Origin of the sequence: Ochrobactrum sp. BTU1, from assembly GCA_018798825.1 — a bacterium.
GTDB lineage: Bacteria > Pseudomonadota > Alphaproteobacteria > Rhizobiales > Rhizobiaceae > Brucella.
Map to the genome: position 1 here is coordinate 1,642,478 of CP076354.1, position 23,455 is coordinate 1,665,932.

Consider the following 23,455-nt stretch of genomic DNA (forward strand, 5'->3'; position numbering starts at 1 on the left):
CGTCAAGTGTGTGTTATCTGGAATGAATGACCGATCCTTCGGTCAGAATGCGCAATACGTTGATTGCTTCCTGCCCATCAGTGCGCGGATTTTCGCGCGTTTCGATGCAGTGCAGGAAATGCTGCAACTCGCGTGTCAGCGGCATTCCTTCTTCGACGGGGATATAGATCGGATCGACCGATTTGAAAGCCCACTGATCATTCTCGCGCCATACTTCGTGCTTGTAGAATGCAAGCTTCCGATCCCAAGGTTCGGCATCGTCAAAGACAAGCATACCCTTGGTTCCCGTCACGCTCAGGCGGCGCTCACGATAGGAATTCATTCGGGAAGCGAAGAGATGGCCGCGAATGCCGCTCGGGAATTCGAGATGCACATGCGCAAAATCGCTGATCTTGTCGATGATCGCCGTGCCTTCGCCGCGAACAGCTGACGGTTCTTCGCCAGTGATGGCGAGGATCATCGAAAGGTCGTGCGGGGCGAGATCCCACAGCGCATCGAACTTGTCGTGGAATTTTCCGAAACCGACGCGGTGAGAATGCACATAGCGAATATCGCCGAGCTCTCCGCCCTTCACCATGTCGAGCAGCTTCTCAAATGCCGGATGGAAGCGCAGAATATGCCCGACCATGAACACGCGACCATTTTCGCGTGCAGCCGCAACTTCTGCTTCCGCATCGGCAACTTCCAGCGCGATCGGCTTTTCAACCAGAACGTCTTTGCCGTTTTTCACTGCTTCAATCGCATATTGCGCATGAAACTGCGCAGGCAGCGCCAAAACGATGCCATCAATATCAGGATGCGAGAAGAGTTCATCGACCGGAATGTTGGGAACACCGAACTCAGAAGCGAATCGTTCCGCATTCTGTGGATTGGCGTCAGAAACACCCTGAAGGACACCGAGCCCCTTCAAGGTACGAATATGGTTGCCGCCCCAATAGCCACAACCCAAAACCGCAATACGAGGTGCCATAAAACTAAGCCTTTGCTTTCCGCTAGTTACTTATCTACGCAAAACGTGGAAAACAAGACGAAAGCTATGCGAAGAGTGCTTGACAGGGTCCCGTTCCCCACATATACCGCCGCCATTCCTTGCGAAATCATTCGTTCAAAACACTGGAAACGGTGGTGAACAGAGTTCGCAGAAAACGTGGCGGAGTAGCTCAGTAGGTTAGAGCAGAGGAATCATAATCCTTGTGTCGGCGGTTCGAATCCGTCCTCCGCTACCATCACTTCAAAGTGAAGTAACTTTCTCCCGACAAAACAAATTGATTTCCTAAAGCTACAACTGCTTTGCGCAGGTCTCTGCTTGTTTCAGGCCGATATCGTCACGCAGTTTATGGTATTGCGGCGGAAAAGCGCCGTAAGTCATAAGCTGTGCGGAATATCCATTCCCATTCAACAAATCGACAAAACGGCGCTGCAAAACAAATGGCGCAACGCGATCCCTCGGATTTCCAATCACAATAATCTTCAGCTGCGGATTTCGTACGATTCCACGGATATGTTCCATCGGATCATAGGGCATAGGCAGTCCCGTTGCGTCACGTCCGGGCCGTTGCTTCAGCCCGGATTCAGCACGCAACATCTGCGCACGTTCCAGAAGACCGAATGCACCCGACGTCAACACCGCACAAGATACATCATTGCGCCCAAGCGTGAGCAAAGCTGCAGCCGCAGTTGCACCGCCGCTATGCCCCATCAGCACAAACTGCTGGATGTTATATCAGCATCAGCATCCGCATCGGCGTCAGCATCCGCGTCGGCATCAGCGTCGGCATCGGCGTCTGCGTCGGCATCCGCGTCAGCATCGGCATCTGCGTCGGCATCTGCGTCGGCATCAGCATCAGCATCCGCATCGGCGTCAGCGTCTGCGTCAGCATCGGCATCCGCATCGGCATCCGCATCGGCATCAGAATCTGCGTCCGCGTCATTATCATCATCACCGCGCGACGATGCTCCGATCGCGGCACCTATGGCGCCCAGACCAGCAAGGCCCAGCAGAACTGGGCCCAAACCACCACCGTCGCCACCGGCAAGCTGATCAACAGATTGTATCTCGGAAAAAGTGAAATCAGCTAAGCCTTCACTGTGATTACCGGCCCACAGGTTGCCATGAACATCCTGCAGGACGAGGTCGTTATCTTCACCGTTTTGATAATGCGTATAGAAATGAACAATTCGGATTGTTTCGCCATTATGCAGTCGAATAAGGAGATCGTTGCCAACCTTCTGGTATTCCGCAATCGCATCTGGATTGAGCGACAGTTTAACAATGCTAGGTCCTGAAAGGACGATGTTATCACCAGTAATGGTACGCGAGCTGCCGCTCACCTTATTCGTAACAACTGCAACCATGACTCTCTCCTCAACCGAAACTGAGCTTCAAGGGCCTATGTGAAACAGAACTCGAACTATTGAGAGAGCGCTTATCTATGGCATCAATATTATTTAAAATGTGAACTAAATATTAAATACAAACAGGACCAACCGCAAAGTATAAACCTTGCATAAAGTAAAGCCATAAATCTGTACTTCATAATAGTTGCTGAGAACACCCCTCGAAGACGATAAATACCCGTCTCAAAATTTCGTTATCGGTAGAGGTTTGTCTATGCTGATATCGACTCCTTTTGTATAATAAATACAAAATGTACTAATTAAGTTGTATGTTTTGGACTACCTATCGTTGAGCTCTTCTCCTGAAGGATGCCGGGCTTGTTCCGATAATTCTCCCAAAAAAACGAGTAAGATGGACCTGATCTGCGAAACCGCACTCATGCGCGATTTCAGCAATCGGCATCTGCGTTTCCATCAAAAGGTCGCGCGCCTTATCAACCCGGCGGCGAATGATGTATTGGTGCAGCGTGACATTCGTTGCCCTCTTGAACAGACGGGCAAATTGCGCAGCCCCCACTCCGGCGGTATTGGCAAGCTTATCGATAACAATGCGACGATGTAGGTTTTCATCGATGTAATCGAATGTCTTTTGAAGTGTAGGAAGAGAAAGACCAGCATCAGGGTTAAGATCACCCGATGTCAGTGTAGAATATTTCGATACGACACGCGCAACAAGAAGACGCGCTATATATTGCACTTCAATGGATGAAAACCGTCCACCGACATACAATATATCTTTAACGGAATTAATTGTCTGTTCCAGGAATTCGTCATAGATGGAAAGACTGTAGTCAAGCTTGAATAGATTATTGCTAACGGATGAAAATTCTAGAAAAACATCATCCATTAGGTTCTTGGATATATATATATTTATAACTTCAGCATTACTATTTATCGAAACTTTCAAACTCTCGTCCGGAGGAATTACAATAATTGATCCGGGCTGCAGATAGAGTTCCGATAACTCTCCACCTATCTGCCAAGCTCCTTGCAGATGCCCTTTAAGGACCATGGCAACCAATAGCGAATCGACGGGCTGGAATACGGAATTAAATGGTTGCAGACGTGCCGTGTAGGCAAACAAGTTTTTCCAGCCGTGATCAGAACTTGTCTTTAGAATTTCAATAGCTTCAACGTTTCTTACATCATGGAATGCAACCAAATTCCCCTCTGTATTTGGCATATATCCTCCATAAACATTGATATTTCGGATTATCCTAAACTAATAATATCTATTAAAAAATCAAACCTATCTCCTTTCATTTTTGTGAATATCTTTAAAACTAAATCATAATAAATAGATAGCAATAAGCATATTGCCCGAAATCATGAGCAAACACTTTAATTAGTAAATACTAAAATTAGAAGTAATGTTATTTTTTACATCAGCCGTTATTTTTTCGCTTTGTTCAAAGCTAAACTCCGGTCGCGAAAACTTAAATTAAATGGAAATAATTTCCATATTTGAGATCCCGCACGAAACTCGTCGGTAACTGCAGTCGTAAAACGCGAACGATTCCAAATATTTCAGCCTCACTTGGCTCATCAAATTACACCCAAAGCGTGATTAAAAATCAGATATGTCTTGAAACCGCTTAAAGACGTTATTGCCAGCAGCTTCCGGGCATGTGCGGCAAAGCTTCTCTGGCATCAAGGGAATTGCAGGCCTATATCAGGCTCGAAGGCCGTTCTTGCGGCAGCAATCCAATTGGCACCGAAAATGACCGCTCTTATAAACCAGCCCCATCCATCCATCGACAAAGCGTCTATCAAACAACTGGTCGACACGTTTTATGGACGTGCGCGGGAAGATGCCGTCATTGGCCCAATCTTCACGCAAGCGGTGGCGGATTGGGATCACCACCTTGATCAAATCGCGGAATTCTGGTCATCGGTCATTCTGAAAACCGGCAGCTATGAAGGGCGCCCCATGCCGCCGCATCTGCGACTTGGCCTGAAAGGCGATCATTTCGACCGCTGGCTGGAGCTGTTTGAACAGACGGCGCGCGAGGTTTTCCCGCCCGAAGGCGCCATTGTCTTTATTGATCGCGCCCGACGTATCGCCGATAGTTTTGAAATGGCAATCGCAACCCATGGCGGGACGATTTCTACCCCGCGCCATTCACGTAAGCCGCTATAGCGCATCCTGAAAAGTGCGAAGCGGTTTTCAGATAAGATGCGCGATAAACGAATAAATAGAGCATACTGAAAAGTAGGAACCGATTTTCGGATAAGATTGGCGTCTAAGACAAAACAAAAAGCCTGCCTCTGATGAAGAGGCAGGCTTTGAAGTTTTATGCGGCAGGCTTGGACTGTTCCGCCTTAAGCTGCTGCTTGTGTCGCAGCAACATGCCGTAAAGATCGCGCGGCTCATCCGGGTCAGCCAGAAGATCGAGCTGCTCATAGAAGCCCTTATCCTGGAGCTTATCGCGAACATAGCGCAGTGCCGAAAAGTCTTCCGTAGCAAAGCCGACCGAATCGAACAGCGTAATCTGGCGCGCATCCTTGCGGCCTTCAGTCTTGCCAGTAATCACTTCCCACAATTCATTGACGGGATAATCTTCCGGAAGCTGCTGAATTTCGCCTTCGATGCGGGTCTGCGGTGGATATTCGACAAAAATATCCGAGCGACGCAGAATATCGCCATGAAGCTCGGTCTTGCCGGGACAGTCACCACCAACTGCGTTGATATGCACGCCAGCGCCAACCATGTTGTCTGTCAGGATCGTGGCATTGAGCTTGTCGGCGGTTACGGTGGTGATGATGTCCGCACCTTCGACCACTTCTTCGACATCCTTGCAGATCACGATATCAATGCCTGCGCCTTCGAGATTGCGCGCGCATTTTTCCGAAGCCGTGCGGTCAATATCGTAAAGACGCAGCTTGTCGATGCCGAGAATTGCCTTGAACGCCAAAGCCTGAAATTCGCTCTGCGCGCCATTGCCGATGATCGCCATCGTGCGTGCGTTCTTTGGTGCAAGATGCTTGGCCGCAACGGCCGATGTTGCAGCAGTGCGAAGCGCCGTCAAAATGGTCATTTCGGTCAGAAGCATCGGGTAGCCACTGCCAACATCCGAGAGAACGCCAAAAGCTGTCACCGTCTGCAGGCCGTCGCGCGTGTTCTTCGGATGACCATTCACATATTTGAAGCCGTACATCGTACCGTCGCTTGTCGGCATCAGTTCGATCACGCCTTCATCGGAATGCGAAGCCACGCGCGGTGTCTTGTCAAAGCTTTCCCAGCGACGGAAATCCTCTTCCACGTAATCGGCGAGTTCCTTGAGGAAGGTCTCGACACCGACGGAAAGCACCAGCTTCATCATGTGATCGACACTGACAAAAGGGACGATATTGAGGTTCGGTTGGGTCATTCTTGCTCCTTAGCATTCAGCGGCAGATCAATTGATCTGCCAGCAGCGAATGCGGTTTCTGAATTCAATAATTGATGGTTGGACGGTCCATGACGCTGCGGCCCAACAGGCTCGCCATCAGGTCGACCATCACCGTTGCGGTGCGTCCGCGTTCATCGAGAAACGGGTTAAGCTCAACCAGATCGAGGCTTGTCACCAGATCGCTGTCGTGCAGCATTTCCATGATGAGATGCGCTTCACGGAAGGTCGCGCCGCCCGGGACCGTGGTGCCGACAGCTGGCGCAATCGACGGCTCAAGGAAATCGACGTCCAGGCTCACATGCAGAAGACCGTTTTCGTCCTTCACGCGCTGCAGGAAGCGGCGCAGCAGCGCTGCCACACCGTGCTCATCGATAAGGCGCATATCAAAAACAGAAACAGCAGTTTTCTGGATCGCATCGCGTTCTGCCGGATCAACACTGCGAATACCCATCATGCAGACATTGGCCGGATCAATCGGTGCTGCCAATGCCGGGAAATAGCCTTCAAAGCCCTTCTGGCCCGTGTAATAGGCCACAGGCGTACCGTGCAGATTTCCACTGCCCGTTGTTTCCAGCGTATGGAAATCCGTATGCGCATCAAGCCACAGCACAAATTGCTTGCGACCCTTTTCCGCGGCGCGACGTGCAATGCCGGGAACAGTGCCTGCTGCAAGCAGATGATCGCCGCCGAGGAAGATCGGGAAACCGTCTTCGCTCTCACGATAAGCGGCTTCACTGATGGCTTCGATCCAGGCGACAGCTTGCGGCAAAGCCTTGATCACAGGATTGGGATGGGTCAGCGGGCGCTGTTCAGCCGGGGCCAGATTTCCCAGATCGGTAAACTCATGACCGAGTTCACGAATCGCATCCGCAATGCCAGCGGCTCGATAACCGTCGGGCCCCATATTGCAGCCCAGACGTCCAGTGCCTTCCTGAACCGGCAATCCCAAAATCTTGCAATGCATAAAGTGCTACTCCTGAGAAATTAAAGCATTTCCAGCAAAAGTGCGAAGCGGTTTTGCGTAGGCAAATGCATAGTAACAAAAAGATGGAGCGGCTCACGATTCTGTAGCAACTGGAGCCGCTCTATCGCCATAGATTGACCATTTAAGCTTGGCGATGTGAAGCAACCGGATTGGCAATTTTAACGGTTTGGTTTATCAGAATGTCGGATTGGCTTTTCAAAATGGAGAAAACATGGACGATCTGGATGAAAAGCTTATTACGCTTTTACGTCACAATGGCCGGCGCAGCATTTCGGATGTGGCGATCGATCTCGGCGTTTCGCGCGCAACCGTCCGCTCCCGCATGGAGCGTCTGGAACAGTCCGGCGACATCATCGGCTATACGGTGATCCTGCGGTCTGACGCGGTTGATCTGCCGGTGCGTGGTATCATGATGATCGAAATCGAAGGCCATGTCGCCGACCGTGTGGTCAAGGCGCTTGGCGGCTTCTCCGAAATTTCAGCCATCCACACCACCAATGGTCGTTTCGATCTGGTGGTGGAGCTGGGTGCTGCAACGCTGACAGATTTCGATGCTGTGCTGCGCCGCATCCGGCTGGTGCCGGGGATCAAGGCCAGCGAAACCAATCTATTGTTGGCAACACCGCGCTCAACGCGCGCACGTCTGTAATAAAAAAGCCCGGCTCAAAGCCGGGCTTTTTATTTTATGAGTAAGTGTCTGAATTAAAAAGCGGCAGGCCGTGGCGAAAATGGTGATTTTCGAGCACCGAAGCGGAGTGTACTTTCGGGTACATGAGCATCGGAACGCAAACAAATTGCCATTTGCAGACTGGCATGGCGGCTTTTTTCACTTCTATTAGGCGAGGATCGGATAATCCGTGTAACCCTTAGCGCCACCGCCATACATATGCTGCTGATCCAGCTCGTTGAGCGGTGAATTGTCCTTCAAACGACGGACAAGGTCAGGGTTGGAGATGAACGGCTTGCCAAAGGCAACCACATCAGCGCGGCCGCTTTCGATTTCCTGTTCAGCCAGTTCACGATCATAGCCATTATTGACCATCCAGGCAGCTTCGCCACCGGCATCGCGATAAACCTGCTTCAGACGCGCATAATCGAATGGCTGTGGACCCTGCTGGAAATCGCGTGGGCCGCCGGTCGCACCTTCGATGATATGAACATATGCAAGACCGTAAGAGGCAAGCTTTTCGAGCACATAGTCAAACAGCGGCTGCGGATCGGAATCCGATGCATCATTGGCAGGCGTTACCGGCGAAAGACGAATGCCAACCTTGCCCGGCGCAACCGACTTGGTGATTGCGTCTACCACTTCAAACAGGAATCGTGCGCGGTTTTCGATGGAGCCGCCATATTCATCGGTGCGATGATTGCTGTCCGAACGCAGGAACTGGTCGATCAGATAGCCGTTTGCAGCATGGATTTCGACGCCGTCAAAACCAGCCACTTCAACCGCATCCTTTGCAGCCTTGGCATAGGTCGCAACGATTTCTGGAAGCTCGCTCTTTTCAAGCGCGCGTGGCTCTGAGGTTGGTGCAAATTCGCCGGTGCCGTCTGGATGCACGAGATAGGTCTTCGACTTGGCTGTGATGGCCGAAGGCGCAACCGGCTTGCCGCCATTTGGCTGCAGGCTGTCGTGCGAAATACGGCCCACATGCCACATCTGCACGACGATCTTGCCGCCTGCGCTGTGAACAGCGTCAGTGACGCGCTTCCAGCCAGCAAGCTGCTCGTCCGAATAAAGGCCCGGCACATCGGCATAGCCCTGTCCCTGATGGCTGATCGGCGTTGCCTCGGTGATGATGAGACCAGCACTTGCGCGCTGTTCATAATAGGTGACGTTGAGGTCGTTTGGCACAGCGCGGGGCGAGCGATTGCGCGTCAGCGGTGCCATAACGATACGGTTGGCAAGCTTGAGATCGCCGACTGTAACTGGATCGAACAATGTGGCCATAGATACATTTCCTTCAAGTGGGAACGATTGGGCAAATGGGATTAAAGATCGGACAGTGATTTGAGCAAGGCGGCAATCGCCTCCTCATCGCGCTTGTAGAAGGTCCATTGGCCAACGCGGTGGGGCGTAATCAGCCCCGCTTTCGTCAGCACGGACAAATGAGCAGAAACGGTGGACTGGGAGAGGCCGCACCGCTCGAACTGACCGGCGCACACACCCATCTCCAGGGGCATGTGCTGAGAGGAGAAATGCTTCTCCGGCTGCTTGAGCCAGCTTAAAATGTCGAGACGAACTGGATGGCCAAGTGCTTTGAGTATCTCGTCCAACGGCATAGCCAATGAATTAGGCTGTGCTACAGATTGAATGTCCGACATCATGGTCACCTCGCTGATCTTCATTCATATCGTCATTTCACGATATATGTATCGCTCAATTCCGATTTTAAAAGACCCTACGCGTTCACAGGCGCGTGAACAAAGAATATACATGCTTTCCTGTGGACCATTATGGCGGTCGTGATTGCGTCAAAAACCTATCCGACTATGTTCGCGTAAAGATTTGAGATTGGAATGAATATGGCCAACGATATTAAGCGAATTGCCGCAATCATTGCAGCGGAGATCAACGCAAAGCCCGAACAGGCCATAGCAGCCATTGGTCTTCTCGATGAAGGCTCGACTGTGCCGTTCGTCGCCCGTTACCGCAAAGAAGTAACCGGCGGCCTTGACGATACGCAGCTGCGCACGCTGGATGAGCGACTTTCTTATCTGCGTGAGCTTGAAGCACGGCGCACTTCCATTCTGGAATCGATCCGCGGGCAGGAAAAGCTGACGCCGGAACTGGAGCTGAAAATCGCAGGCGTCCAGACCAAGGCCGAGCTTGAAGATCTGTATCTTCCATATAAGCCTAAGCGCCGCACCAAAGCAGAAATCGCCCGCGAACGTGGTCTTGGACCGCTTGCCGAAGCTATTCTGAGCGACCGCAGACTGGTCCCCGCAGAGATTGCCACACAATATGTCACGGGCGACGTTGCCGATGTCAAAGCAGCTCTTGAAGGCGCGCGCGACATCATCGCCGAAGGCTTCACCGAGAATGCTGAACTGATCGGTAATCTGCGTAACTATCTCAAAGATCGCGCTGTTCTGCGCTCCAGAGTTGTGGATGGCAAACAGGACGCAGGCGCGAAGTTCTCCGATTATTTCGACCATTTCGAACGCTGGGCAAATGTTGCAGGCCACCGCGCTCTGGCCATGCTGCGCGGTCGCAACGAGGATTTTCTGTCGCTCGACATTGAAATCGACGCCGACGACACCTCGCCTGTAAAGCCGGTCGAATGCAAAATTGCAGCCGCCTATAATATCGGCGCAACCCTGCCCGGTGACCGCTGGCTGATGGAAGTTGCAGGCTGGGCATGGCGCGTCAAGCTCTCACTCTCCTTGTCACTCGACCTCATGCGCGACCTGCGTGAACGCGCGGAGGAAGAAGCCATCAACGTCTTCGCCCGCAACCTCAAAGACCTGCTGCTCGCCGCCCCTGCCGGTTCGCGTGCCACCATGGGCCTTGATCCGGGCATCCGCACCGGCGTCAAAGTCGCAATCGTCGATGGCACTGGCAAACTGCTCGACACAACAACGGTCTATCCGTTTCCGCCAAAGAACGATGTGCGTGGCACACAAGCCGAGCTTGCAAGCCTCATCCGCAAACACAAGATCGAGCTGATTGCGATTGGCAACGGCACAGGCAGCCGCGAAACCGAACGTCTTGTCGTGGATATGCTCAACGACCTGCCAGCGCCAAAACCGCTCAAAGTCATCGTGTCGGAAGCAGGTGCATCGGTCTATTCGGCGTCAGAAGCAGCAGCGAACGAATTTCCGCAGCTCGACGTATCGCTGCGCGGTGCCGTTTCCATCGCCCGCCGCCTGCAGGACCCACTGGCAGAACTCGTCAAGATCGAGCCTAAATCTATCGGTGTTGGCCAGTATCAGCATGATGTCGATCAGTCTCGTCTGGCACGTTCGCTCGATGCAGTGGTCGAAGATGCGGTGAACGCTGTCGGCGTTGATCTCAACACGGCATCCGCCTCACTGCTGGCGCGTGTATCGGGTCTGGGAAAGTCTCTTGCCGAAGCAATTGTTGCGCATCGCGATGGCGCAGGCGCCTTCAAGAACCGCAAGGAACTTCTGAAAGTCGCTCGCCTCGGCAACCGCGCTTTTGAACAATGTGCAGGCTTTCTGCGTATCGCCAACGGCACCGAGCCGCTTGATGCGTCCTCCGTTCACCCGGAAGCCTATGGCGTTGCCAAAAAGATCGTTTCCGCCTGCGGCCGCGATGTGCGCAGCCTCATGGGTGATAGCGCAGCACTCAAAAGCCTTGATCCGCGCGTCTTTGTCGATGAGCGTTTTGGTCTGCCAACCGTGCGCGACATTATTGCCGAGCTTGATAAGCCGGGCCGAGATCCCCGCCCTGAATTCAGGACAGCGACTTTTGCCGATGGCATCGATGACATCAAGGATCTGAAACCCGGCATGATGCTGGAAGGCACCGTCACAAATGTTGCGGCCTTTGGTGCCTTTGTCGATATCGGTGTGCATCAGGACGGACTTGTCCATGTTTCGCAGCTCGCTGATAAGTTTGTCAAAGACCCGCATGAAGTGGTCAAGGCTGGCGATGTGGTGAAGGTGCGCGTGACCGAAGTGGATGTGCCACGCAAGCGCATCGGCCTCACAATGCGCAAGGACGGCGGCGAAGCCCCTGCCCCGCGCAACAATGCGCAGCGCGACACGAAACCTGCACAAAAGCAAAACTTCACCCCGCGCAAACAGGAACAGCCGTCAACCGGCGGTTTCGGTGCAGCCCTTCTGGAAGCGATGAAGAAGAAATAAGCTAAATCTTGTTACCGATTGGAAAGCCGGTTGAGACTTTTCTCACCGGCATTTCATCGGTGGGAATGATCCAGCCACCGCGAATAGCGATGCGAACCTCATCGCCTTCTTCCAGTCTTACCGGATCGCGCACTTCGAAATGCAGGTGAATATCCGGCTTGGTGAGCGGATTTGCCTCGATGCGCGAACCGCCACCGCGATAGACTGAACGCTTGACCCGCACAGGGATGCCGCCGGTTTCAGTCAATGCCAGATCTTCTGCGCGAATGCAGAGCTGCGCATTGGCACGCGGCATTTCAATGCCGGAACAACGCACCTCAGCACGGCTTCCCAGCACCAGCGCCTCACAATGTCCCGCCTGCGCAAAGGACACGACCTCCGCAGGCAGAACCATGCCATGCGCGATGAAGGACGCGACCATTTCACTGGCCGGTTCCTCGTAAAGCTTGCGCGGCGTATCGAACTGCTGAAGCTTGCCGTGATCGAGAACTGCAATCCGGTCAGCAAGCGCCATGGCCTCGGCCTGGTCATGCGTGATGTAAATAATCGTCGTACCGGTGCGCTTGTGGAAAGCCGCAAACTCGTCTTCCATCGAAGCACGCAAATGCACATCAAGATTGGCAAGCGGTTCGTCAAACAAGACCAGCGAAGGGGCTGCTACCAGACAGCGAGCCAAAGCCACACGCTGCCGCTGACCACCCGAAAGATTGGCCGGGCGGCGATCACCAAAACCGTCCAGATCGACCAGCGCCAGCGCTTGGCGGACGCGGGCCTCGCGCTCGGCTTTGGCAACCTTTGCCACTCGCAGACTATAGCCGACATTCTCAGCGACCGTCATATGCGGCCACAGCGCATAATTCTGGAAGACGATGCCAACCTGCCGCTTTTCCGGTGGCACGTTGCCGTCAACATGAGAAACGCGGCTGTCCCCAATATGGATTTCGCCGCCGTCAACATCTTCAAAACCTGCAATCATCCGCAGAAGCGTGGTCTTGCCGCAGCCCGATGGTCCGAGAATGGCAACGAACTCGCAGTCCTTCACATCGAGCGACACTTCAGACAGGGCCTGAAACTCGTTGAAGGCCTTGGAAACAGAAGCGATTTTCAGTCGCGCCATGGCAGCACCCCGTTTGGAAGACGCCGCGCAAACAGATTTGTTGCAAGCATCAGCATGAATGTCACCGCAACGGCCAGAATGGATATGGCAGCCGCATAGGCGGAATCGCCCGCCTGTTCAAAAGAAAACATCACCACGCCCAGCGTTTCCGATCCCGACGCCCAGAGAAGCGCTGAAACCGTCAGCTCACAGAATGCGGTCATGAAAATGAGCACGCCGCCTGCAAGCGTCGCTGGTGCGACAAGAGGAAATATAATGGTCCTGAGCCGATAGAAAAGACCAGCACCTGCAATTCGCGCGGCTTCTTCCAGCGCACGGTCAATCTGGTGGAGGCCAGCAACCGTTGGCCGCAGCGCCAGCACGAAGAAGCGCGCAAGATAGGCAAACAGGATGATCCAGAGGGTATTATAGAGACTGACACCCACCACCGGCAGCGGCTTTAAGAACATCAGCAGACAGGCGATGGCCAGCACCACGCCCGGTAACGCATAGGGCATCTCGGCTGCAAAATTGAGGATCGGCGTCCAGCGCCGTTTGCGCCAAGCGAGCATATAGGCAAGCGGAACCGCAATCAGCACAGCAAAAACAGCCGCCGCAAAGGACAGCATCAGGCTATTGCCAAAAGCGCGGGCTGAACCGCTGTGTTCAAGCATCACAAAGCGGAAATTTTCAAGCGTTGCCGTCGCAAATGTAAGCGGCACGCCATAGGCCGGAACCAGTGCTGAAAGCGTCAAACCGATCAGCGGCAGAAACAGCACGATCACGATCAACAGCCAAGCAGCCAGTTCCGCCCACACACGCCATACGCCAAGCGCAAAAGGTGCAGCTGGAAGCGACGTTGAAACGATGCGGAAATCGCGACGGCGCGAGGCATAATCCTGTGCTGCGATCCCTGCCAAGGCGATCAGACCGATCAGCACAGAAAGCACCGCGACGCTGGAGAGCACCGCTGGCCCACCGCCCGCAAGACGCTGATAAATCAACGTTGGCAAAACGAGGTAATTCGATGGAATCCCCAGAAACGCCGGGATGCCGAAATTGCCGACGCACGACACGAAAGCCAAGGCAGCAGCACCGATGATCGATGGCGTCATCAGCGGCAGAATGATGGTTCGCAGAACGGTCCATTTGCTGGCACCGGCACTCAGACCGGCCTCCACCAGCTCGCGTGGAAGCTTGCGCAGACCAGCGCGCGCAATCAGAAAGACCAGCGGTCCATATTGCACGCCCAGCAGAAAGATAATGCCCCAGACGGAATAGAGCGGATTGCGGCTTCCCAGCGGCGGCGCCATGCCAATGATCTTGAGGAACTGGCTGGAAGGCCCGAAAAGCTGGAGCCAAGCCAGCGCTGTCACCTGCGGGGCAATCAGCAGCGGGGTCACATAAAATAGCACAAAGACATTGCGCCCGCGCATGTCTGTGAGGCCGACGAGCAACGCCGCAATAATGCCAAATACCAACGCCAGCAGCGTGCCGCCAATACCGATCTGCAGAGAATGCCATGTGGCAATCCATGTCGAGCGGCTGCTCAATGTTTCAGAAAGAACGGATGTCGAAAGCTGTCCCTGCGGCGCAACAAGCTCAACAAGCAGACGCGCCATCGGTGAGAGCGACAGCACCGCAACAATCAGCGTTACACCAACAATCAGGGCCGTATCACGGCCCTGAAGATCTCGAAACATCCGCATTTTCGCTTTTTATCCGCCAAACAGCTCGGAGAACTGCTTCTTGTCGGCATCAGTCTGATCGAGAACCTTCTGAGTGTCGATAGACATGATGTTGATCTTGGTGCCTTCCGGCAGCCATGCAGGGCGACCGACGCCGTCCTTGGCAGGCAGATAGCCCTGCTCAAGTGCCAGCTTCTGGCCATCGTCCGACAGGATAAAATCAACGAACTTCTTGGCACCATCGACGTTCTTGGCGGTCGCCATGATCGCAACGGGTTCGGTCACGGCAGGCACACCTTCCGACGGGAAGACGAACTCGATCGGCGAACCCTTGGCCTTGGCATTGAGCGCCATGAAGTCAACGAGAATGCCATATGGCTTTTCGCCACTTGCAACCGACTTCAGAACCGCGCCATTGCCCTTGACGCTTGCCAGTTCATTGGACTTGAGGTTCTTGAAATAATCCCAGCCGAGATCCTTGTTGAGCGCGAAACCGCTCAGGAGATAGGCCGCAGCACCCGAATAAAGCGGGCTTGGCATGACAACCTGGCCCTTATAGTCAACCTTTGCGAGATCGGCCCAATGTTCAGGCTTCTGGCTTGCACCGGTATTATAAGCGATACCGGTGGTGATCAGCTTGGAGCCGAAATAGGTCTTGTCGGCGTCATAGCTATCCGCAGCAAAACCATCAACCTTGGCGTCCGTGTAAGGCAGAAGGCGCTTGTCCTTCTTGAGACCTTCCATCGTCACCGCATCAGCGATCAGCAGAACGTCAGGCTGTGGCGCGCCAGCTGAAAATTCAGCGGCAAGCTTGGTGAGGAGTTCGCTCGTTCCCGAACGGAAAATCTGCACATCCGTGTCCGGATTGGCCTTGCGGAAAGCTTCAACCGTCTTGGTCGCATCGGCTTCCGGCTGCGACGTGTAAAGCGTCAGCGTGTCAGCCTGTGCGACAGCCATGGACAGAGCAAGAAGAGCTGGAATGGCCGTAGCCCGCTTCAACATCTTGGTCATGGAGTTTGCTCCTCGAATTTCTGTGTGATTTTCAGCAGCATGTGCCGCTGCTCCAGCGTGATTACGCTGCATACGAGCTGAAATGGCGCAGATACTGTCATATCGAGAAGCGCGATCATTCCTGTTCATGACTCACCTGTCAAACAAGTCTGTAAAACATCTGCCAGAAAATCGGAAACGATTTCAGAAAGCAAAATGCCCTCCGGCAGATATACGGTCTGCGAAGGGCATTTCAGATTGATTTGCCTTCCGCATCTCTTCCACCCCGGAAGCGATGCGGATGCCATAAAGGGCTTAGGCTTCAATTATATGACAATGTGAAGCAGCTTTAGATAATTATCTCAGCCGCGTGTGCTACCTGAGCGCCCGCTTCATAATAGGCTTCGCGCAGACCACGGAAACTCTGTTCCCTCGGATCGCTAACCGGCAGTGGCAGATCAGCTTCCCCGATCTCGCCTGAAACGAGCTTTGCAAGATGCTTGCCGAACACTGTGCCCGGCGCAATACCGCGTCCGTTATAACCCGAGAAGCCAACAACATTGCGTGCAAGGCGATGGAACTTCGGCAGACTGTCATTGGTCATACCGATCTTGCCGTACCATTCCGACTCAAATTCCACTTCACCGATTTGCGGGAAGAGACGTTTCAGCGACTTCTTTGCCCATGCCTTATGCACACTCGCACCTGTATTGCGCAGCGCACCGACGCTGCCAAACACAAGACGGCCCTGCTGGTCAAAGCGGAAAGACGACAAAACTTCCTTGGTGTCCCATGCACCTTGACGCTCCGGCAGAATGGAACGCTTAATATTGTCCGAGAGAGGCTTGGTGGCCATGTTGAAATATGGAAGGTGCACAAGCTCGGCGCGTACTTCCGGCCATGGCACATTGGTATAGGCGTTGGTTGCAACCACTATCCAATCGGCTGTCACCGTGCCGGAAGCAGTCTTGACCACCCATTTGCCGTTTTGTTCGCTGGCGCCGGTCACAAGGCTTCCCGTGAAAATCCGGGCACCGGCAGCAACGGCTGCATGTGCAAGCCCGCGCACATAGGCAAGCGGCTGAATTGTACCGGCGCGCAGATCGAGCAGCGACCCGGAATAGGCCTTGGTGCCGACCTTGGCTTCGGTTTCCTGCGCGTCGAGCAACTTCACATTGGCACCGCGCCGCGCCCACTGTTCATAGCGGTCTTCAAGTTCCTTGAGACCCTTCTTGCCAACAGCGCAATGCAGCGTACCCTGCTTTTCAACTTCGCAGGCAATCTTGTGTTTCTCGATGATTTCAAAAACCAGCTTCGGCGCATTGCCGAGTACATCGAGCAGACGGTCGCCATATTGATGACCAAGCACGCCCGGCAGATCATCCGGCATAACCCACATGCCCGCATTGACGAGGCCCACATTGCGGCCCGAGCCGCCGTAGCCGATTTCAATGCCTTCCAGCACGACGGCGTTGGTGCCTTTTTCAGCCAGATGCAAAGCCGTCGAAAGGCCGGTAAATCCGCCGCCCACAATCACCACATCGGCAGACAGATCACCTTTCAGCGATGTGGTCTTGGGTGCGGCTGGAGCGGTCTTCTCCCAAAGACCATGCGAGCGAGGATCGTTCAACATTGATGGCAACCATTTCTTATTTTGGAAAACTGGCGGTTTTTACCGTCGCAACTATTTCATGCTGTGGAAGCCACAAGAACAGCAATATTTCTGCAACATTTCATGCCGGTTGGGAATGACCTATACTAAAGAACGACGTTCCCCACCTGTCCTGCGATCCACTGACAGAAAACCTGCGTCAGCGGGTTCTCAAGTTTGCCTTCCGGAACCACCAGATAATAGTCATTTTCGGTCCGCATCGGCTGCTCGAAAAGCATGACCAGTTCGCCGTTACGCAATTCCTGTTCAATCAGATAAAGCGGCAACAGTGCGAAGCCAAGGCCTGCAAGTGCCGCCCCGATCACCATCGAAAACTGATCAAAACGGTGGCCACGATAAGCGGACTTGCCTTCAACACCACAGCTTTCAAACCATTGCGCCCACATTTTAGGCCGTGTCGCGAGATGCAGCAGCGGCTCGTTTTCCAGCTCTTCCGGGGTTGCCGGATGGCGCGCTTTAAGAAGGCTCGGGCTTGCAACAGGCACAATCACCTCTGAACATAGGAAAGTGCAGGTCGCATGTGCCCAGACCGGCTGGCCATAATGGATGGCAAGATCGAAAGGCTGCTCTTCAAAGTCAAAAACGCCGGAACGCGAGGCCACATTGATTGCAATGCCGGGATGTTTTTCGACGAAATCCGGAATACGCGGCATCAGCCAGCGCGTACCGAATGTCGGCAGCGTTGCTACACTGAATGAAGAGGTCGACTGCGCCGACGCCATGGCGCGCAGCATCGTGTCCTCAGTCTGGTTGAGCAGACGCCGCACTTCCGGCAGGAATTTTCGCCCTGCATCTGAGAGAAGAATGCGCTGGCGGATGCGCTCAAACAGCAATACACCGAGCTGGCTTTCGAGATCCTTGATCTGACGACTGACAGCACTCTGCGTGAGGTTCAATTCGTTGGCAGCCTGCGTGAAACTGCCATGTCGAGCCGCACATTCAAACGCTTGCAGCGTGGCAATGTCGGGGATCAGTCTCCTGCTAAGCTTCATTCCAATCTCGCATTAACATAGTTGCGTTCGTCGCGATCATAACGGCAAAACGGCTGATATGATACATTTTCATCATAATCGCGGTGTGTTTTTTATTTTCTAACATACCTCCCAAGCAGACGATCCAACTTCTACGGAAGCTCTTGCAATGAACGCGCAGAAATTCGTTTCACCGGACGCCATTCGCTCCGCCTTTTCGGCAGCCATGTCGGCCATGTATAAGGAAGAAGTGCCTGCTTATGGCACATTGATGGAACTCGTCTCCGATGTGAACGCAAAGGTTCTCGCAGACGACAAGCATCTGCATGAGCGTCTGACGGAAACAGATTCGCTCGAACGCATTTCCGAAGAACGTCACGGTGCAATTCGTTTGGGCACTGCCGCTGAGCTGTCGATGATGCGCCGCGTTTTCTCGGTCATGGGCATGTTCCCGGTTGGCTACTACGATTTGAGCGCTGCTGGCGTGCCAGTGCATTCCACCGCCTTCCGCCCGATCGACGATGCAGCACTCAAGCACAATCCGTTCCGTGTTTTCACCTCGTTGCTGCGCCTTGATCTGATCTCTGATGCGAAACTGCGCGCAGAATCGGAAGACGTGCTCGCGAAGCGCAACATCTTCACGCCGGGCGCGATTGCGCTTGTCGAAAAGGCGGAAGCCAATGGTGGCCTCGATGAAGCTGATGCGAAGACCTTCGTTGCAGAAGTGCTCGAAACGTTCCGCTGGCACGATCATGCCAATGTCAGTGCCGAGCTTTACCATCGCCTCCACGATGCGCATCGCCTGATCGCCGACGTTGTTTCCTTCAAGGGTCCGCACATCAACCACCTGACACCACGCACGCTCGACATCGACGCCGTGCAGGTTCAGATGCCAGATCGCGGCATCAACCCGAAGGCAGTTGTCGAAGGTCCACCAACCCGCAAATGCCCGATCCTTCTGCGCCAGACCTCGTTCAAGGCACTGGAAGAAGAAGTTTCGTTCGTAAGCGCAGACGGCACCTGGACACCAGGCTCCCACACTGCCCGTTTCGGTGAAATCGAACAGCGTGGCGTAGCGTTAACACCAAAGGGTCGGGCGCTTTACGACAAGCTGCTCAATGACACCCGCGCAGTTGCGCGCCCAGCGCCAGATGGTTCAAACTCGGCTGAATATGTGAAGGCACTGAGCGACACCTTTGCCGCTTTCCCTGACACATGGGCAGGCGTGCGTGAAGAAGCGCTTGGCTATTTCGCCTATTCGGTCAAGGATGCCGCACGTCTTGCAGCATTCAAACCCGATACCGATATTGAAACTCTGATCGAAGGCGGCGCAGTCCAGTTCGATCCGATCATCTATGAAGACTTCCTGCCGGTCAGTGCCGCTGGTATCTTCCAGTCCAATCTTGGCGACGACGACGCGCAGGATTTTGTGGAAAGCCCGAACCAGAAGCGTTTCGAGGAAGACCTTGGCGCCAAGGTTCTTAATGAATTCGAGCATTATGCCCGTATCGAACGCGAATCCATCGAAGCTGTACAGGCCCGCCTGAGCGGTCTTGAAGCAGCAGAATAATAATTAGACAGGCTAAGAGGATTAATATGAACACCGCTGTTAAAAAACTCGACGTGAAAAAAGAAGCCGCTGATCTGCTTTCAAAGCTTGGCGTTGACGCAGCCATTTACACGTCGGGCGACCTCGCTGGCTTCAGCCCGGTCTCCGGTGAACAGATCGCTTCGATCAAAACCCACAGCAAAGAAGATGCAGTCAAGATCATCGACAAGGCTGACGAAGCTTTCCGCGCTTGGCGCACTGTTCCAGCTCCAAAGCGTGGCGAACTGATCCGCCTTCTGGGTGAAGAACTCCGCGCTTCCAAGGAAGATCTCGGCCGTCTCGTTTCGCTCGAAGCTGGCAAGATCCCTTCGGAAGGCCTCGGCGAAGTACAGGAAATGATCGATATCTGCGATTTCGCAGTCGGTCTGTCGCGTCAGCTCTACGGTCTCACCATCGCAACCGAACGCGCTGGCCATCGCATGATGGAAACCTGGCATCCGCTTGGCGTTGTCGGCGTTATCTCGGCCTTCAACTTCCCTGTTGCTGTCTGGGCATGGAACTCCGCTCTTGCTATCGTTTGCGGTAACTCGGTTGTCTGGAAGCCATCTGAAAAGACCCTGCTCACCGCTATTGCATGTGACGCAATCCTGAAGCGCGCCATCAAGCGTTTTGGCGACGCTCCAGAAGGTCTGGCTGAAGTTGTACTCGGCGACCGTACGGTTGGTGAAGTTCTCGTTGACAGCCCGAAGGTTCCTGTTCTTTCGGCAACCGGTTCGACCCGCATGGGCCGCGAAGTTGGTCCACGCCTTGCAAAGCGTTTTGCGCGTGCAATCCTCGAACTCGGCGGCAACAATGCCGGTATCGTCTGCCCATCGGCCGATCTCGACATGGCGCTGCGTGCAATCGCTTTCGGTGCAATGGGCACCGCTGGTCAGCGTTGCACCACGCTCCGTCGTCTGTTCGTGCATGAAAGCGTTTACGACGCTCTCGTTCCACGTCTGCAGAAGGCATATGCCAGCGTTACCGTTGGTTCGCCGCTCGAAACCACAGCTCTGGTTGGTCCATTGATCGACAAGGTTGCTTTCGACAACATGCAGAAGGCACTCAAGGAAGCAGCCGCTCACGGCGGTAAGGTACAGGGCGGCGAACGCGTCGACGCTGGCCATGAAAACGCTTACTACGTGCGTCCGGCTATCGTCGAAATGCCAAAGCAGCAGGGTCCGGTTCTCGAAGAAACCTTCGCACCGATCCTTTACGTCATGAAGTATTCCGACTTCGACGACGTGCTCGCGAGCCACAATGAAGTTGGCGCAGGCCTGTCCTCGTCGATCTTCACGCTGAACCTTCAGGAAGCAGAGCGCTTCCTTTCGGTTGAAGGTTCGGATTGCGGCATTGCAAACGTCAATATCGGTACTTCGGGTGCTGAAATCGGCGGCGCATTCGGCGGCGAAAAGGAAACTGGTGGCGGCCGTGAATCGGGTTCGGATGCGTGGAAGGGCTATATGCGCCGCGCAACCAACACCATCAACTACTCGAAGGCTCTGCCGCTCGCACAGGGCGTTTCCTTCGACATCGACTAATTGGTCTCACGATAGATCAAAAGAAAACCCCGCTTTTGGCGGGGTTTTTTATTGGCTTAAACTTTGAATTGGCACAACGCATTGACCGATGCTTCCCTAAGCCATGCTATTAGCGAGATTGTCGTTATGACGTGCCGAAAATCGTGGCTTTTGAGAACCGGCGCGCAGCGTACTTGAGTACGTGAGCACCGGAAGCGCAAAAAGACGCGATTTGCAGGCCGTCAGAGCGGCAATATCAGCCCATGCGTTCGGAGGCGAATGACCCGGGTGACGCCGGGAATACTACGGTACGATTGCCGTTGAGGAATGAACGGTGATGAATATGTGCGTGAACGGCGCGCGCCAGAACCTGCGCTTCAACATCACGGCCAATCGACACGTAATCAGCGGCACTCTGCGCGTGCGTGATACGGGCGACATCCTGCTCGATGATCGGACCTTCATCAAGATCGGCGGTTACATAATGCGCCGTGGCACCAATCAGCTTCACACCGCGCTCATAAGCCTGCTTGTAAGGGTTTGCACCCTTAAACGACGGCAGGAAAGAGTGGTGGATGTTGATGATCTTGCCCGACATCTTTTGGCAAAGCTGATCGGAGAGAACCTGCATGTAACGCGCAAGAACCACCAGCTCGGTGCCCGTGTTATCGACGATATCCAGAAGACGTTGTTCGGCTTCCGGCTTGTTGGCTTTGGTGACAGCCACATGATGGAAAGGAATGTCGTGATTGACGACGACCTTTTGATAATCGAAGTGGTTCGACACGACACCAACGATATCGATTGGCAGGGCGCCGATTTTCCAGCGATAGAGAAGATCGTTCAGGCAATGACCAAAACGCGACACCATAAGCAGCGTCTTCGTGCGATGGGCATTGTCGTGGAAATCGAAATCCATCTCGAACGGCGCTGCGATAGGCTGAAAGCCTTCGCGCAGAACATCAAGCGCCACGCCGTCTTCGGAAATGAAGCTGACACGCATAAAGAAGCGACCAGTGTCCAGATCGTCGAACTGGGCGCTGTCGATGATATTGCACCCTTTGCCCGCAAGATAACCCGATATGGCGGCAACAATACCGCGAGTGGATTTACAGGTGACGGTCAGGACAAAGTTATGCATCGGACTTCCTTCATTACGCAGGCTCAATGGCATCGTGATTTTTACTCTACGATGTGATGATCGCCATGCCAGAATGCGTAATGCACTGACCGGATTGCGCTATCAAGTCGATAATGCGTGAATATTGGAATTGTGGGAGTATTCTTTAGACCGTCGACGTTACCTTGTTCAAATGACGTGGCTTATCGGGATCGTAGCCCTTGCGGCGCGTCACCGTCTCGATGATCCGATAATAGTTGATGAGCGAAACCAGCGGGTCGAGTTGACCATTACCGGTGCTGGCAGACGGCACCCGATGGCCCGGCACCGAAGCATCACCGAACGAGACAAGGTTTGCGCCGAACGACTGAAGCCTGCTCAGTGCCTGAATGCTTGTTTCAAGCGCTTCATCCTGCGGTATGAATGACAGAATTGGGAAGCCGGTTTCCACCAGCCGCATCGGTCCATGCATCAGCTCGGCAAGTGAGAACGCTTCCGCATGAATATTGGCGGTTTCCTTGGCCTTGAGTGCTGCTTCGAGCGAAATGGCATAGGCCGTACCACGTCCGCCAGTGAACAGTGACTTTGCCTCAACCAGCAGGTCTTCCACCACCTCTCGGCCTTCCGGCTTTGTTGCAGCCAACGCTTCCGGCAAGCGGCTCAAACCGTCTTTCAGCCGGACATCGTTGCTGGCGGCAGCCACCACACCTGAAAGCGCTGCGACTGATGCAATGAAGGACTTGGTGGCGGCAACGCTTTTCTCTTCGCCTGCATGAAGGGAGAGCACAATGTCCGCACCCTTCGCAAGCGGACTATCGGTCACGTTAACAACGGCAACTGTCGTCGCGCCACCCCGCTTTGCTGCATCCTGCACCGCGATAATGTCCGGGCTTGCACCCGATTGCGACACGGTGAAATGCAGACCACCCTCCAGTTTCAGCTTCGCGCCATAAACGGAAGCCACCGATGGTCCGATAGAGGCAACCGGAATGCCCGTGGCAATCTCCATCAGATACTTGAAGAAAGTCGCCGCATGATCGGACGAGCCGCGCGCAGCTGTCGTAATCATGGTGGGCGACTTTTCAAACAACCGACCGATCTCAGCAAATGTCCCAACTTCTGCTGCAAGAAGTTTCGCCACCACAGATGGTGACTGTTCGGTTTCCTGTAGCATCAGGGATGGGGCAGTCTGCATAATCATTC

20 protein-coding genes and 1 tRNA gene are annotated in these 23,455 nt (G+C 53.9%); 6 read left to right on the forward strand and 15 right to left on the reverse strand.

Features of this window, described 5'->3' with window-relative positions:
* Positions 1-13: 13 nt before the first annotated feature.
* Positions 14-970 (reverse strand): Gfo/Idh/MocA family oxidoreductase, encoded by a 957-nt coding sequence (locus KMS41_07955; protein QWK77042.1) that lies wholly within the window; start codon positions 968-970, stop codon positions 14-16.
* Positions 971-1,149: 179 nt separating this feature from the next.
* On the opposite strand from KMS41_07955, the gene KMS41_07960 reads away from it, so the two are divergent.
* Positions 1,150-1,226 (forward strand) — tRNA-Met (locus tag KMS41_07960).
* 53 nt (positions 1,227-1,279) lie between these two features.
* On the opposite strand, the gene KMS41_07965 is transcribed toward KMS41_07960, so the two are convergent.
* The 3 genes from KMS41_07965 to KMS41_07975 all read right to left on the reverse strand — a co-directional run bounded on the left by KMS41_07965 (position 1,280) and on the right by KMS41_07975 (position 3,580).
* On the reverse strand, positions 1,280-1,699 hold the full coding sequence (locus KMS41_07965; GenBank protein QWK77043.1) for a hypothetical protein: 420 nt from the start codon (positions 1,697-1,699) through the stop codon (positions 1,280-1,282).
* Positions 1,699-2,355: a BapA prefix-like domain-containing protein gene (locus KMS41_07970; protein ID QWK77044.1), complete on the reverse strand. Its 657-nt coding sequence runs from the start codon at positions 2,353-2,355 to the stop codon at positions 1,699-1,701. The genes KMS41_07965 and KMS41_07970 overlap by 1 nt, the downstream gene beginning before the upstream one ends.
* Before the next feature lie 325 nt (positions 2,356-2,680).
* Positions 2,681-3,580 carry an AraC family transcriptional regulator gene (locus KMS41_07975; GenBank protein ID QWK77045.1) on the reverse strand — a complete coding sequence of 300 codons (900 nt, stop codon included), beginning with the start codon at positions 3,578-3,580 and terminating at the stop codon, positions 2,681-2,683.
* A gap of 537 nt (positions 3,581-4,117) precedes the next feature.
* Between KMS41_07975 and KMS41_07980 the strand changes: the two genes are divergently transcribed.
* Positions 4,118-4,537: a group III truncated hemoglobin gene (locus KMS41_07980; GenBank protein ID QWK77046.1), complete on the forward strand. Its 420-nt coding sequence runs from the start codon at positions 4,118-4,120 to the stop codon at positions 4,535-4,537.
* Positions 4,538-4,691: 154 nt separating this feature from the next.
* On the opposite strand, the gene KMS41_07985 is transcribed toward KMS41_07980, so the two are convergent.
* Positions 4,692-5,768, reverse strand: a complete 1,077-nt coding sequence (locus KMS41_07985; protein ID QWK77047.1) for an ornithine cyclodeaminase — start codon at positions 5,766-5,768, stop codon at positions 4,692-4,694.
* A 64-nt stretch (positions 5,769-5,832) separates the two neighbouring features.
* Positions 5,833-6,753 carry an arginase gene (rocF, locus tag KMS41_07990; protein QWK77048.1) on the reverse strand — a complete coding sequence of 307 codons (921 nt, stop codon included), beginning with the start codon at positions 6,751-6,753 and terminating at the stop codon, positions 5,833-5,835.
* 232 nt (positions 6,754-6,985) lie between these two features.
* Here rocF and KMS41_07995 point away from each other — a divergent pair, with 232 nt between their 5' ends.
* Complete coding sequence (locus KMS41_07995; protein ID QWK77049.1) at positions 6,986-7,423, forward strand: Lrp/AsnC family transcriptional regulator; 438 nt, start codon at positions 6,986-6,988, stop codon at positions 7,421-7,423.
* Positions 7,424-7,609: 186 nt separating this feature from the next.
* Here the strand turns inward: KMS41_07995 and KMS41_08000 are convergent, their stop codons facing one another.
* Both KMS41_08000 and KMS41_08005 read right to left on the reverse strand, forming a co-directional pair.
* Complete coding sequence (locus KMS41_08000; GenBank protein QWK77050.1) at positions 7,610-8,725, reverse strand: alkene reductase; 1,116 nt, start codon at positions 8,723-8,725, stop codon at positions 7,610-7,612.
* A 41-nt stretch (positions 8,726-8,766) separates the two neighbouring features.
* Entirely contained in the window at positions 8,767-9,099 is a 333-nt protein-coding gene (locus KMS41_08005) for a metalloregulator ArsR/SmtB family transcription factor (GenBank protein QWK78814.1), read from the reverse strand.
* A gap of 201 nt (positions 9,100-9,300) precedes the next feature.
* Between KMS41_08005 and KMS41_08010 the strand changes: the two genes are divergently transcribed.
* Positions 9,301-11,607 carry an RNA-binding transcriptional accessory protein gene (locus KMS41_08010; GenBank protein QWK77051.1) on the forward strand — a complete coding sequence of 769 codons (2,307 nt, stop codon included), beginning with the start codon at positions 9,301-9,303 and terminating at the stop codon, positions 11,605-11,607.
* A gap of 1 nt (position 11,608) precedes the next feature.
* Here KMS41_08010 and KMS41_08015 read toward each other — a convergent pair whose 3' ends face one another.
* The 5 genes from KMS41_08015 to KMS41_08035 form a co-directional block, all read right to left on the reverse strand.
* The gene (locus tag KMS41_08015) at positions 11,609-12,724 is read right to left on the reverse strand and encodes an ABC transporter ATP-binding protein (protein ID QWK77052.1); all 1,116 of its coding nucleotides are present in this window, start codon (positions 12,722-12,724) and stop codon (positions 11,609-11,611) included.
* Positions 12,712-14,412, reverse strand: a complete 1,701-nt coding sequence (locus tag KMS41_08020) for an iron ABC transporter permease (protein ID QWK77053.1) — start codon at positions 14,410-14,412, stop codon at positions 12,712-12,714. The genes KMS41_08015 and KMS41_08020 overlap by 13 nt, the downstream gene beginning before the upstream one ends.
* 9 nt (positions 14,413-14,421) lie before the next feature.
* Positions 14,422-15,402, reverse strand: a complete 981-nt coding sequence (locus KMS41_08025; GenBank protein ID QWK77054.1) for an ABC transporter substrate-binding protein — start codon at positions 15,400-15,402, stop codon at positions 14,422-14,424.
* Positions 15,403-15,730: 328 nt separating this feature from the next.
* Positions 15,731-17,014 carry an FAD-binding oxidoreductase gene (locus tag KMS41_08030; protein ID QWK77055.1) on the reverse strand — a complete coding sequence of 428 codons (1,284 nt, stop codon included), beginning with the start codon at positions 17,012-17,014 and terminating at the stop codon, positions 15,731-15,733.
* Between the two features lie 125 nt (positions 17,015-17,139).
* Positions 17,140-18,045, reverse strand: a complete 906-nt coding sequence (locus KMS41_08035; GenBank protein ID QWK77056.1) for a LysR family transcriptional regulator — start codon at positions 18,043-18,045, stop codon at positions 17,140-17,142.
* A gap of 148 nt (positions 18,046-18,193) precedes the next feature.
* Between KMS41_08035 and KMS41_08040 the strand changes: the two genes are divergently transcribed.
* Both KMS41_08040 and KMS41_08045 read left to right on the forward strand, forming a co-directional pair.
* Positions 18,194-19,594: a VOC family protein gene (locus KMS41_08040; GenBank protein QWK77057.1), complete on the forward strand. Its 1,401-nt coding sequence runs from the start codon at positions 18,194-18,196 to the stop codon at positions 19,592-19,594.
* 26 nt (positions 19,595-19,620) lie between these two features.
* The gene (locus KMS41_08045; protein QWK77058.1) at positions 19,621-21,153 is read left to right on the forward strand and encodes an aldehyde dehydrogenase family protein; all 1,533 of its coding nucleotides are present in this window, start codon (positions 19,621-19,623) and stop codon (positions 21,151-21,153) included.
* Between the two features lie 235 nt (positions 21,154-21,388).
* Here KMS41_08045 and purU read toward each other — a convergent pair whose 3' ends face one another.
* Together purU and KMS41_08055 are read right to left on the reverse strand one after the other, a co-directional pair.
* Positions 21,389-22,273 (reverse strand): formyltetrahydrofolate deformylase, encoded by an 885-nt coding sequence (purU, locus tag KMS41_08050; GenBank protein QWK77059.1) that lies wholly within the window; start codon positions 22,271-22,273, stop codon positions 21,389-21,391.
* A 145-nt stretch (positions 22,274-22,418) separates the two neighbouring features.
* Positions 22,419-23,447, reverse strand: coding sequence for an SIS domain-containing protein (locus KMS41_08055; protein QWK77060.1), 1,029 nt, complete (start codon positions 23,445-23,447; stop codon positions 22,419-22,421).
* Positions 23,448-23,455 lie beyond the last annotated feature (8 nt).

What these genes read in the sequence shown, in the direction of transcription:
- KMS41_07955 (QWK77042.1), bottom strand. Translation starts at nt 970, where the DNA reads ATGGCACCTCGTATTGCGGTTTTGGGTTGTGGCTATTGGGGCGGCAAC.
- KMS41_07965 (QWK77043.1), bottom strand. Translation starts at nt 1,699, where the DNA reads ATGGGGCATAGCGGCGGTGCAACTGCGGCTGCAGCTTTGCTCACGCTT.
- KMS41_07970 (QWK77044.1), bottom strand. Translation starts at nt 2,355, where the DNA reads ATGGTTGCAGTTGTTACGAATAAGGTGAGCGGCAGCTCGCGTACCATT.
- KMS41_07975 (QWK77045.1), bottom strand. Translation starts at nt 3,580, where the DNA reads ATGCCAAATACAGAGGGGAATTTGGTTGCATTCCATGATGTAAGAAAC.
- KMS41_07980 (QWK77046.1), top strand. Translation starts at nt 4,118, where the DNA reads ATGACCGCTCTTATAAACCAGCCCCATCCATCCATCGACAAAGCGTCT.
- KMS41_07985 (QWK77047.1), bottom strand. Translation starts at nt 5,768, where the DNA reads ATGACCCAACCGAACCTCAATATCGTCCCTTTTGTCAGTGTCGATCAC.
- rocF (QWK77048.1), bottom strand. Translation starts at nt 6,753, where the DNA reads ATGCATTGCAAGATTTTGGGATTGCCGGTTCAGGAAGGCACTGGACGT.
- KMS41_07995 (QWK77049.1), top strand. Translation starts at nt 6,986, where the DNA reads ATGGACGATCTGGATGAAAAGCTTATTACGCTTTTACGTCACAATGGC.
- KMS41_08000 (QWK77050.1), bottom strand. Translation starts at nt 8,725, where the DNA reads ATGGCCACATTGTTCGATCCAGTTACAGTCGGCGATCTCAAGCTTGCC.
- KMS41_08005 (QWK78814.1), bottom strand. Translation starts at nt 9,099, where the DNA reads ATGTCGGACATTCAATCTGTAGCACAGCCTAATTCATTGGCTATGCCG.
- KMS41_08010 (QWK77051.1), top strand. Translation starts at nt 9,301, where the DNA reads ATGGCCAACGATATTAAGCGAATTGCCGCAATCATTGCAGCGGAGATC.
- KMS41_08015 (QWK77052.1), bottom strand. Translation starts at nt 12,724, where the DNA reads ATGGCGCGACTGAAAATCGCTTCTGTTTCCAAGGCCTTCAACGAGTTT.
- KMS41_08020 (QWK77053.1), bottom strand. Translation starts at nt 14,412, where the DNA reads ATGCGGATGTTTCGAGATCTTCAGGGCCGTGATACGGCCCTGATTGTT.
- KMS41_08025 (QWK77054.1), bottom strand. Translation starts at nt 15,402, where the DNA reads ATGACCAAGATGTTGAAGCGGGCTACGGCCATTCCAGCTCTTCTTGCT.
- KMS41_08030 (QWK77055.1), bottom strand. Translation starts at nt 17,014, where the DNA reads ATGTTGAACGATCCTCGCTCGCATGGTCTTTGGGAGAAGACCGCTCCA.
- KMS41_08035 (QWK77056.1), bottom strand. Translation starts at nt 18,045, where the DNA reads ATGAAGCTTAGCAGGAGACTGATCCCCGACATTGCCACGCTGCAAGCG.
- KMS41_08040 (QWK77057.1), top strand. Translation starts at nt 18,194, where the DNA reads ATGAACGCGCAGAAATTCGTTTCACCGGACGCCATTCGCTCCGCCTTT.
- KMS41_08045 (QWK77058.1), top strand. Translation starts at nt 19,621, where the DNA reads ATGAACACCGCTGTTAAAAAACTCGACGTGAAAAAAGAAGCCGCTGAT.
- purU (QWK77059.1), bottom strand. Translation starts at nt 22,273, where the DNA reads ATGCATAACTTTGTCCTGACCGTCACCTGTAAATCCACTCGCGGTATT.
- KMS41_08055 (QWK77060.1), bottom strand. Translation starts at nt 23,447, where the DNA reads ATGCAGACTGCCCCATCCCTGATGCTACAGGAAACCGAACAGTCACCA.